We start from the raw sequence: 11,451 nt of genomic DNA, 5'->3' as shown, positions 1-11,451 counted from the left end.
AGGACTTATTCCTTGGGTTTTTAAAATTATAGTAGTTTAATCTTGTTTCTTTTTATAACCGACAAGACCTGCAAATCCAGTGAGAAAAGCAAATCCAAGATATGCTAATTGGGAATTTTGCTCTCCTGTTGCAGGTAGCTGACTACCAGGTTTAATCAAAGTTCTTTCTGATTGTATTGACTCTTTTTGACGTTCAGAACCTTGAACTTGAGTTTGAGGTTGAACTTGAGTTTGAGGTTGAACTTGAGGTTGAGGTTGAGGTTGAGGTTGAGGCTGAGGTTGAGGTTGAGGTTGAGGTTGAGGCTGAGGCTGAGGCTGAGGTTTAGGTTTAGGTTGAGGTTGAGGTTGAGGTTGAGGCTGAGGCTGAGGCTGAGGTTTAGGTTGAGGTTGAGGTTGAGGTTGAGGTTGAGGTTGAGGTTGAGGTTGAGGTTGAGGTTGAGGTTGAGGTTGAGGTTGAGGAGTTGGTAATTCTTTGACTTTGTATTCAAAAATCAGATTTGTAGTTCCTACTCCGACTTGGCCTGATTGTTGTGCACTGCTAATACGTTCGTATGTTTGACCATTATAAGAAATTTCGTCCGGTGCAACAGCAATGTAGGCAGAACCGTTATCTGCATTTGAAGCAACAACGATAGCTGGTTGCAATTCAGTTGTGGTGTTTTGAAGGACAAATCGTGCTATTACATTTCCTGAAGCAAGTTTGTAGTCATAAATTACTGTTTTATTTCCCTTAGATACTGTTCCTGAAACATCAGCAGAACCCTCACGATGACCAACTAAATTATAGACTAGACCGTCTTTTGTAATTACTTTTGGTGCATCTGTAGTATAGTTCGTACCAAAGTCTGCGTTTTCAGAAACTGTTTGAAAGTCTTGTAATTCGGTATCACTGCCTATAATGAGGAATTGTACCGTCACTGATCCTTGAGAAATTGTATAAGTAATTGATGTATCATTAGTAGCAGAAGTTGCAGTTGGAAGAAGGTATCCCTTTGTTTCATCAAGTGGATCTACAAAGGTTAAGATTTTTCCAGTTGCATCTTTTGGTTCTAACCCTTCAATATATGGTAAAGTTGCAGTTGGCGCTGAAATAGCAGTTGGATTAGAAGAATCATTTAAATATGGAATCTCTTTAATAGCATTTGATGGTTCTTTTCCTGATGCATAACTAATTGTATAAACACCGACTGGTCGGTAGACAACAATATCAGAAATGTCATCAGATTCAGCTAGGATTCCAGTATGACCTCCAGATTTATTAAGATCAGGAGAGATTGTTGCATTTGATTCTTTAGATACGACAACATATCCATTTTTGACTGGATTTTCATAATCTGCGAAAGTAGTACCGTCTTTAGACACCCAATCTTCAAGTGTTGTTTCTCCAGTTACCAAATTGATAGTTCCTTTTCGGCTAAAGTTTAAACTATCTGTTTTTGAAACGATGTCAGCTTCTTGACGATTGTTATCATTCTTATCTTCAGTAACATAGGTGATAGTACGAGTTACTTTTTCTGATAAATGATTGAGATCACTAATAGATTTTCCATTTGGAGCTTTAGGAGTTGGATAGAGGCTACCATCGGTATCTCCTGGGACAACTTGGCCAACTTGAATTGGTTGTGTTTCAGAAAAATCTACAATTTTTGGTGCAAAGCGAACAATGAATTCCTGTACGCCATCACCATTAATGTTTGAAGCATCTCGGTCAAATTTTGCTGGTCCATTTTTATCGAATTCGTTCTCAACTAGTTTATAACCTTGTTTCAGGTATTTAGCAATCGTATCTTTTGTTGAGTAGTCAATCTTTTCACCAGTATGGCCAACAAAGTCGCTTGAACGTTCAAGTTCCTTGCCATTTTCATCTTGATAAATAACACGGGCAACTTCATTAAGTTTGACATAGAGCATATCCCATACATCCAGGCTAGGAACATCAATTGCAGCCATCCATTGACCAGCCCCGCTATCATAATATACATTAGCAGTAGTCTCGCGAAGTTTAATATTATACTTTCCATCTACTGCATCTGGGGTAGCCCAGTAGATATTCGCATGTTCGGCCTGATCTTTTGAAATTTTACCAAGTGGCACAAAAGCTTGGATGTTAGTCAGTTTGGTAGTGGAATTAACAGCACTATTCCATTTGTTTTCAGTAATTCCAACAAGATTAATTAAATGAGCAATTCGGTCACCAGTTTTAGTTTCTTTTGTGATGGTATAAACGGTACCAGGTTGAACACCATCTGAATTATCAAGATTAGAACCGATAAAGTTACCATTTACAAGAACATTTGTATTGTCTCCAATACGGCGAGTATCATGTGCTAAAGTTTCGCGTCCACGAAGGAGTTCTTGGTAGGCAACGATAAATTCTTGGTAGTTGAATTCTGCATTAGCAAAATCAGCATTGACTGGTAAGTTTTGATTGAGGTACCATTCAGCCTGAATAACACCAAAACCTTTTTCATCTTGAGATGTATTGAGAGCAGCAGTGGTCATATGATAACCTCCACTTGCTGCAATAATTGCATCTGTTAGTAATTCATTGTCTTTGCTGAGTTTTGCTGCATTTTTTTCACGGTGTGTATAAGCAGCGATAATTGGAGATTTTCCGTTGTATAAATCTCGCATACGCTCAGTCAAGCGTGTTAAGGCTTGATAGGTAGAATCATGGGCGATGCTATCTCCCCAAACTTCCGCATAAGGTGCAGAGACATTGGTTTTTCCTAATCGATCAGCATCTCCAGTAGAGATATCGTTGATCATGAAGTCATAGCCTTCTTTTTTGAGGGCCTCTGTTGCAGCTGCGGCTAGCTTTGGATAGTTATCACTTAAAGAGAAAGCTTTTCCAGGTTCGTTAACTTTTTCAACCAAGTTAGTCCCCATAGTGTCTCCTTGCCAACCATCGAAGCCCCCTTCTTTCATGGCTTTTAACATCACATTGATGATAAAGTTTTGCCAGTTTGGATCTCCTGGATCTAGAAATTGTTGGATGTCAGTCGCTGTAACATCACCAGTCTTTCCAAAGTTGAAGTGATCTTGCAAGTTGCGTACGATCGCACTTTTTACTTGGTCTGGGATTTTTTCATCAAGAGACACAGCGTAAATCATATTATAAAGCATAGCTTTAGCACCAGTTGAATGGACATGAGAAACCAACTCTTTTACAGCTTCTGTGTCAATAACCGGTAAGTATGTTTTACGTTTTTCGGGATCTGTTTCATCTTTCGGAATCAAGAAAGTAGCCCAATCTTGAGTGAATCGTTCAACATTAGCTGGGAATGGATTAGCAGGAGTATTGTAAACGTCGTAGAAGAAGTAGTTATTGATGTGCATATTGGCCAATTGGTCAATACTATTTTTATATCCTTCCACTTGCTCTTTAGTGATCGAATTGTGATTGTCTTTTGAACCTGCTACAACACCATAACGTGGATATACAGTCCAATCATCTTCAACTGATAGACCAGCTACCTTGTGAAATTCTTGTTTTCCATCAGCATTCTTTCCGATGACGTCAATGAGATAGCCAGAGTTTGGAGAGAAAACAGAGCTTGGAATGACAAGTGAATTTCCTGGAGCATTTTTCAACTCATAAATAACTTTGTCTAAATGAGACACTGTCAAATCAGACGAAGTTACGTCAGGATTATTGATTGAGATGCTAACATCCTCACCACTTTTATATGTGGCCTTATTAAATGTTACATCGTTTTGGATTTTTGGTGTGTTATAAGTACTTGTTGCCGCTGAAGTACTACGAGTTGTTGGTTCAGTTGCACTTGCAGTTTGAGGCAAAGATGATGTCTCTTCACTTGAAGAAGTCTTTGGAGTTTCCTCACTAGTTGTCGTGGTAGGTTGCTCACTAGTGGTCTCAGTACTAGTGGCTGGTTGACTTGATGTTGTTACGTTTGTAGTTGTAGTTGAAGTTGTAGTAGAAGCAACTTCATCTGCCATAGCAACAGAACTTAACATCAAAGAACCAAAGACTGTAATCATAGATACAAGTACTTTATTTCGCTTACGGAAATAGCCGTGACCTTTTTCTTGAGAAAAGTTATTTGAAGATCTCATTATATCTCTCCATTCATAATATTTTGTTAGTTGAGATTATACGATAGTTCATAAGAAAATGTCAAGAAAAACGTAATCTTTTTGAAACCGACATGAAAATCTTTTGAAAATAAAGTGAAAAAAGATTGAAAAAAAATAAATAAAAATGCTTGACTTTTAAAATTATTTATGATATGATTTTTGGGACTTCGAAGAACAAAAATTCTTTTTGCTTGAGAAGCATAGATAAAAAACATTAAAAAGGAGTTTGTCATGTCATCGTTAAAGAATAATAAAACGATTAAGTATGCCTTGAGAAAAACCTCAGTTGCTTTTGGTTCTGTTGCAGTCGCAACAGTGATTGCTGCTGCAGGTATTGCGACTGTATCTGCCGATGAGACTTCGTCAGCGACTACACCTGTTACTTCAACTACAACAGTAGCTGGAGAAGAAACAAAAGAAGTTGCGGTTCCAGAGAAGTTGGAAGAAGCTAAAACTGCTGCAACGAATGAAGGTCTTGAAGTTAAAGAAACTGAAACTAAAAAGCAAGATTCTGAGGAAGCTGCTGCAAAAGATTACGAAAAACAAGTTACAGATATTAATAAAACTGTAGCTGATTACAAAGCTGAAGCTGCAGCAAATCAAGAAGCTTACAAAAAAGAAAAAGCTGAAGTTGATGCTAAAAATGCTGCTACACAAGCAAACTACGATAAAGAGCTTGCAGCTTACAACGAAAAACTTACTGCTTACGAAAAAGAATTGACTGAAAAAACAGCAGAAAAAACAGCAGTAGAAAAAAGTAATGAAGAAGCACGTGTTGCTTATGAAAAAGCACTTGAAGAATATAACACAGCTCTTGCAGCATATAATGCATCTGTAAAAGCAAATCAAGAAGCTACTGAAAGTAATAAATTAGCTCAAGCAGATTATGAAGCTAAATTAGCTGAATACAAGACTAAAAAAGCTGTTTATGATGAAGCGCAAGCTGCTTACTTGATTGAGCTCGAAATTTACAACAAGAAAAAAGCACAATACGATGATGCTAAAGATGCCTTCAATAAGATGGTTGCAGAGCGTGGTGGAAATCCTGAAAAATACAAACAAGATTTGACATTCCTCTCTGAAGAACTTGCTGATGGTGAAACAACTAAAATCACACACCAAACAACTGGATTAACAACTTACTTGACAAAAGAAGGTCAAGCTCGTATGTACGGTGATGGTAAAGCTACTAAGATGTATGAAACAAAGAATCTTCAAGATTCTGATGTGACAACTACAAACCCATATGCTAACAATGAAATCGAGTGGGGAGTTGTAAAAGTCGGAGACAAATTTGATGTTACATACACAGGACTTACTCAAGCTAAAATTGTAAAAGGTAGCGAAGAAAAACGTATTGCAAAAGTTGTTTATAAATACGAAGTGAAGAGCCTTCCATCATCAGATGGAAAAGGAATCGTTCAAATTTATAACGATCCAGCGGTTACAATGACAATTGGTAGCTCAACTGATACTGAAAACCCAGTTACAGTTGGTGTTGACATTGAGTTTTATGATGAAAATGACCAATTGATTGATTTGTCACAACACAATGCAATCCTTGCCCTTAACTCACTTAACCACTGGAATGGTGCATCTTATGTTGAAAATGACAAACCTCGTCCTCTAGTTGTTGAAGCTAAAGATAGCGAAGGCAATACAGTTCGTGGAACTTGGGATCCATATTCAGATGGAAGTGAACCAAAACTTGATGGTGCAGACGTTGTTGTGAAAAGCGGTAAAGCTGACTTCGGTAGTGCAGAAGTTGATATCAATGCTGATAATCCTTTGAAAATTGTTGCTCAAAAAGCAACATGGGTTGATGATGCCTTCAAAGTAACTGAAGAAACAACAGTTGATGCTACAACAGTGAACGCATCTGGTGGCGGAAATGGTCACTCAGTTGGTACTGAAGATTACACATTTGGTGATAAATCAGACGTTATCGGTTCTTACACTGTAGACGCTACATCAGGTGTTTTGAGATACACACCAAAAATGAAACACCAAGATACTCCTCACGTTGAGTCTGTAAACATTGGTGACAAAGAGTTTATTAAACTTCCAAATTCAAGTGTAGACCAAGATTCATCTACAAAAGAAGTATCTGCTAAAGAACAAAACCAATACATGGCTCAAGGTGCTACATTTAATGCAGACTCTTCAAGTCAAACTAAGGGTTGGGATGATCCTAAGAGCCCTTACCTTTACTATGGTGGTGCTGCTGTTATTTTGAAAGATGGTCATCTTGACTTTACAGCAAAAGGTGCTAACGCAACAGGCGAAGCAACTCTCTATTGGTTCTCTATCAACTCAAACGTTGGCTTCCCTCAAGATCCAGGTGAAGAGCCAGTTAAACCAACAGAACCAACACCTCCAGTTAAACCTGAAAAACCAGAATTGACTGAAGTTCCAACTGTTAAAGAAAAACCAGTTCCACCGACAGAACCAGAATATAAAACTGTACCTGTCTTACCAAATGAACCGGTTAAACCAGAAGCACCTGAGTTGGTGAAGGATCCTGTTAAGAAAGAAACAGAAAAACCAGTTGTTGAATGGAATAAAAATGTTGTGCTTATCAAGGAAAATGAAAAACCACAACCTAAGCCAGAACCTAAGCCAGAACCAAAACCAGAGCCTAAGCCAGAACCAAAACCAGAGCCTAAGCCAGAACCAAAACCAGAGCCTAAGCCAGAACCAAAACCAGAGCCTAAGCCAGAACCTAAGCCAGAACCAAAACCAGAGCCTAAGCCAGAACCAAAACCAGAGCCTAAGCCAGAACCAAAACCAGAGCCTAAGCCAGAACCAAAACCAGAACCTAAGCCAGAACCTAAGCCAGAACCATCTAAGAAATCATTGCCAAATACTGGTTCAGTTGAACAATCATTCATGACTTATTCAGCACTTATTGGTTTAGCTACTGCCGGTTATGCTTTGTCAAGAAAGAAAAAAGAAGACTAATTCATTCTGACAATTTAAAAAGAGAAGACTAGTTTAGTCTTCTCTTTTTTTCAACATTTTCCTATAAAATTTAAAATATTAAACCGTTTACACTTGACAAAAATTGGTCTATACCATATAATGAAATAAAAAAATATGGAGGAACAATTATGAAAGTTATTCAAGTAAAAAATCCTGAAGAAGGTGGAAAAGTAGCTTTTGAAATTTTAAAAGAAAAGTTAGCAAACGGTGCTCAAACATTAGGACTTGCGACAGGTAGCAGTCCGCTTGAGTTTTATGGAGAAATCGTTAAGAGTGACCTTGATTTTTCAAATCTTACAAGTGTTAACTTGGACGAATATGTAGGACTTGATGGGGATAATCCTCAATCTTATCGTTACTTTATGCAAGAAAATCTATTCAATAAAAAGCCATTCAAAGAAAGCTTTTTACCGCGTGGTGTAAAAGATAATGCAGAAGAGGAAGTAGAACGCTATAACCAAATTCTTGCAGATCATCCAGTTGATTTGCAAATATTGGGAATTGGTCGAAATGGACATATTGGATTTAATGAACCAGGAACTCCGTTTGATAGTCAAACACACCTTGTAGATCTTGATCAGTCTACTATTGAAGCAAATGCCCGCTTCTTTGATAAGATTGAAGATGTACCAACACAAGCTATCTCAATGGGAATTAAAAATATTCTAGATGCAAAATCTATTCTTCTCTTTGCTTATGGTGAATCTAAGGCAGAAGCCATCGCTGGAACTGTTGAAGGTCCAGTTACTGAAAGTCTTCCAGCAAGTAGCTTGCAAAACCATCCAGATGTAACTATTATTGCGGATGCAGAAGCACTTAGCTTGCTTGAAAAATAAATTCACAACCACTTGCTCTTTGTAGTGAGTGGTTTTTTACTTCAAATGTTCACTATCCTGCTAAAGTGGTATAATATAGCTATACAGAGGAGGTTCGAACTTTGATTTATATAATCGGTTTTATTTGTTTTTTACTTTTAATGTTACTGTTTTGTCGTCTCATTCAGCAATCAAAGAACCCTTCAGGTATTCTAGGAAAACGAATGATGAAATTGTGGAATAGAGCCTATCACCCCATGTTTGTATGGGCAATTCGTCATCTGGATAGGACATTTTACCCTGCAATCTTAGATGTAGGAGTTGGGAACGGCCGTTCAACCATCCTACTGAAAGAAACTTTTCCGCAAAGTACTATAACTGGAATCGATATTTCAGATACCGCAATAGCTCAAGCCAAACAGAGGGAGATGACTAATCTAAATTTTGAACGAAGAGACGTTAGGGAGACAGGTTTTTCTGATGAAAGTGTTGATTTAATCACAGCCTTTCAAACTCATTTTCATTGGCAGAATCTAGAGGCTTCTTTTATGGAAATTCGAAGAATACTCAAATCAGACGGGATGCTCTTACTGGCTTGTGAATATAACAAGTTATCTTACTTTTTACCAGAGGTTCAAAGCGAAGAAGCATTTAGACGATTCTTGTTATCAGTAGGCTTTGAGCTCGTAACTAGTCAAAGAAAGGGATCGTGGATCCTTTATAAAATTCGTAAAGGATTTGTTAAAAAGTAGCTTTTTTAAAATCTTTTACAGGAGGAATCAGAATGAATATGAAGAATAGGAATTTGATAGAAGATAATAAAAAGGCTGAAAACGAAAGCTTTCTCTATTATTTACACGAGGAAAAAGTATTTGATAGGCAGTCGCTGGCTGATTTATGTCACTACGTAGAAAAGATCGATTCTATTAGTATAGATCAGCTGAGGGATTTGCATTTTATTGAAAATCAAATTCTTCGTCATCTGGTATATCATTTTGATAGCAATGACTTGAGTAAGATTTCAAATCTTCCTGATGAATATTGGGAATATATTGAACCTTTTGAACAAGCAGTAACAAAGTTGTATGATTTGATAAAGTATAGGTAAGAAAGTAATTAATAAACTGGAAAATAGGAATAAATGTATGCTTCCCCTTGACAATTCATATCATTCCATGTAAAATAGAATAGATCTTGAACTTGAAGGGAGTGAAAAAAATGTCTAAAACAGTAGTACGTAAGAATGAATCTCTTGACGATGCACTTCGTCGTTTCAAACGTGCGGTTACTAAAGCTGGTACTCTTCAAGAAACACGCAAACGTGAATTCTATGAAAAACCTTCTGTAAAACGTAAACGTAAATCAGAAGCAGCTCGTAAACGTAAAAAATTCTAATTGAAGCGAAAGGCTAGACTTGTCTAGTCTTTTTTGTATTCTTAAGACCCGAATAATTTTACATGTTTCAATGATTATTTAGGAATTGGATAAAAATCAAACTTAAGGGTGTAATAACTGAATATTATAAATCTATTTACTTTCATTTGATATTTAAAACAATCATTCGTTTTAGTTGATATTAATTGAAAAATATAGTAAAATCATGTTAAAATAGTGTAATTTTACACGGAGGTAAATAGGGATGAAAAACCAGAAAAGGTTTGGAAAATTATTGATCACTTTGTTGTCTACTGGAGTGCTTTTGGCTGCGCTTCAAAGTCAAGAAATTATCACTGCTGAAGAAACAACGACAGCTGAGCAAATTTCTACAACAAGTGCTGAAGCTGTAACAACTACAGAAACTCCTGCACGTGAAGCTAGAGAAGTAGCTGCAGAAGTGACTGGTACCATAAAAAACCATGACATTAAATACTTTGAATACTATACAGATGTAGACCTTTCTTTTTCAATTACAGAAGATGATGTGAAAGAAGGCGACTATGTTACAGTTACATTAGAAAACGTCGCTATCTTAAATCAATTAAATGGCAAGGATGTCACTTACGAAGGTAAGACAATTGGTAAAATTTCAATTGTTTCGTTTGAAAACGTCAATAAAGCACGTCAAGGTTCAAACGATACAGCTCAAATGCGACAAGCTCAATTGGAATCAACACGCGCGACATTAAAAATTACATTTACGAAAGCTATTGAAGCTGAAAAACCAGATGTATTGAAACAAGTCAAGTTCCAAATTAAATCAGATAACGCTTATAATGGAGCTGTAATAGCAAATAAAGACTACACTTTAAACCAAGTGATTAAAGTGGGGTCTTCTTCTGTGACAAGTACAGTAGATATTCCGAAAGTAGAACAATTTGCAACCGATACAAACTCAATTAACATGCCACCTTCTGGAAATACAATTAAGTTCAATGCAGATGGCTCATATGAAACATATACAGAATTCCAAGTTCGTGGAAGTGAAGGTATGAAAGTTGGTTCAACTGTTGAGTTAGAATTCAATGATGCTTCAGGTATCGAGTGGAAAACAAGTGGAGCTGACGCAATTAAAGTTGGTGATACACACCAAGCTTACTTTATCTTACCTGTCTATAGTAGCTATAGTGTAAACCAATACGGTGCTTATGTGTTCCCAACAGGTGTAGCACCTAAGTTTAAAGTGACTTCTGTTACTGCTAAGAAAATCACACTTGAAATGATTTCAGGAGATGTTCCAAAAGAATTAGGAGTATTCTTCGGTGTTGGTCAAAATCGTATTAACATCATTGATAAATCTAAGATTGATCTTGAAAAAATGCAATATGATGTTTCGAAAGTAGCTACGGCAACTATTGATGGGAAAGATTCAAAGGGTATCTATATTTACCGTATCATTAATGACTCTGCAGGTGCACAATTAGTGCTTGATACACTTATTACAGAGTACAAGGATATCGATACAAAAGAAAATCTTAAACCACAGGATAAGGGTTGGAAAGATCCGGCTGCTATTGATGGATATGAGTTTGTGAAAACAGAAAAAGATCGTGAAGGAAATCGTATCCACTGGTATAAAAAAGTTGAACAAACTACGACAACAACTAGTACTACGACTACAACTACCACGACAACAATAGAAGAGCCAAAGACTACTTCGACAACAACGACAACAACAGAAGAGCCAAAGACTACTTCGACAACAACGACAACAACAGAAGAGCCAAAGACTACTTCAACAACGACAACAACAGAAGAGCCAAAGACTACTTCAACAACAACGACAACAACAGAAGAGCCAAAGACTACTTCGACAACAACGACAACAGAAGAATCAACTACCACAACTACAACAGATGAGACAACTCCAGGTAAATCAAGTGAAGAAACACCTTCAGGTAAAACAACTGAAGAAACAAGACCTGAAACTACGTCTACAACGTCTGAACCTAAAAAGGAATTGCCAAATACAGGTTCTAAAGAATCATTGTTTGTAACAGGAGTAGCACTCTTGGTAGCTGGTCTTGGAGCTTTGGGATTGAAGAAAAAGGATAACTAAAGTGCACTATCTATTATGAAATAATAGTCAGAAGGATTAGACAACAGTTTGTTGACTAGT

Annotated in this window: 7 protein-coding genes; 6 read left to right on the top strand and 1 reads right to left on the bottom strand. The window is 37.0% G+C overall.

Annotated features, from left to right (window positions below):
• Nucleotides 1–36: 36 nt before the first annotated feature.
• On the bottom strand, nt 37–4,077 hold the full coding sequence (locus QM419_RS03935) for a glycoside hydrolase family 66 protein (protein ID WP_414277958.1): 4,041 nt from the start codon (nt 4,075–4,077) through the stop codon (nt 37–39).
• A gap of 252 nt (nt 4,078–4,329) precedes the next feature.
• On the opposite strand from QM419_RS03935, the gene QM419_RS03930 reads away from it, so the two are divergent.
• From QM419_RS03930 to QM419_RS03905, 6 genes are all read left to right on the top strand, one after another.
• The gene (locus QM419_RS03930; RefSeq protein ID WP_414277957.1) at nt 4,330–7,059 is read left to right on the top strand and encodes a GbpC/Spa domain-containing protein; all 2,730 of its coding nucleotides are present in this window, start codon (nt 4,330–4,332) and stop codon (nt 7,057–7,059) included.
• 149 nt (nt 7,060–7,208) lie between these two features.
• The gene (locus tag QM419_RS03925; protein ID WP_414277956.1) at nt 7,209–7,916 is read left to right on the top strand and encodes a glucosamine-6-phosphate deaminase; all 708 of its coding nucleotides are present in this window, start codon (nt 7,209–7,211) and stop codon (nt 7,914–7,916) included.
• A gap of 101 nt (nt 7,917–8,017) precedes the next feature.
• Nucleotides 8,018–8,647: a class I SAM-dependent methyltransferase gene (locus tag QM419_RS03920; RefSeq protein ID WP_414277955.1), complete on the top strand. Its 630-nt coding sequence runs from the start codon at nt 8,018–8,020 to the stop codon at nt 8,645–8,647.
• A gap of 32 nt (nt 8,648–8,679) precedes the next feature.
• Nucleotides 8,680–9,003, top strand: coding sequence for a hypothetical protein (locus QM419_RS03915; RefSeq protein ID WP_414253488.1), 324 nt, complete (start codon nt 8,680–8,682; stop codon nt 9,001–9,003).
• Nucleotides 9,004–9,113: 110 nt separating this feature from the next.
• Nucleotides 9,114–9,290, top strand: a complete 177-nt coding sequence (gene rpsU, locus QM419_RS03910) for a 30S ribosomal protein S21 (protein ID WP_000048054.1) — start codon at nt 9,114–9,116, stop codon at nt 9,288–9,290.
• Between the two features lie 244 nt (nt 9,291–9,534).
• Complete coding sequence (locus QM419_RS03905; protein WP_414277954.1) at nt 9,535–11,391, top strand: LPXTG cell wall anchor domain-containing protein; 1,857 nt, start codon at nt 9,535–9,537, stop codon at nt 11,389–11,391.
• Nucleotides 11,392–11,451 lie beyond the last annotated feature (60 nt).

Origin of the sequence: Streptococcus infantis, from assembly GCF_047464715.1 — a bacterium.
Taxonomy (GTDB): domain Bacteria; phylum Bacillota; class Bacilli; order Lactobacillales; family Streptococcaceae; genus Streptococcus; species Streptococcus infantis_S.
This window is presented reverse-complemented; position numbering and strand designations above follow the sequence as displayed.

Excerpts from the sequence above, each read along its gene's own strand:
- QM419_RS03915 (WP_414253488.1), top strand. The coding sequence starts at position 8,680 with ATGAATATGAAGAATAGGAATTTGATAGAAGATAATAAAAAGGCTGAA.
- QM419_RS03925 (WP_414277956.1), top strand. The coding sequence starts at position 7,209 with ATGAAAGTTATTCAAGTAAAAAATCCTGAAGAAGGTGGAAAAGTAGCT.
- QM419_RS03905 (WP_414277954.1), top strand. The coding sequence starts at position 9,535 with ATGAAAAACCAGAAAAGGTTTGGAAAATTATTGATCACTTTGTTGTCT.
- rpsU (WP_000048054.1), top strand. The coding sequence starts at position 9,114 with ATGTCTAAAACAGTAGTACGTAAGAATGAATCTCTTGACGATGCACTT.
- QM419_RS03935 (WP_414277958.1), bottom strand. The coding sequence starts at position 4,077 with ATGAGATCTTCAAATAACTTTTCTCAAGAAAAAGGTCACGGCTATTTC.
- QM419_RS03930 (WP_414277957.1), top strand. The coding sequence starts at position 4,330 with ATGTCATCGTTAAAGAATAATAAAACGATTAAGTATGCCTTGAGAAAA.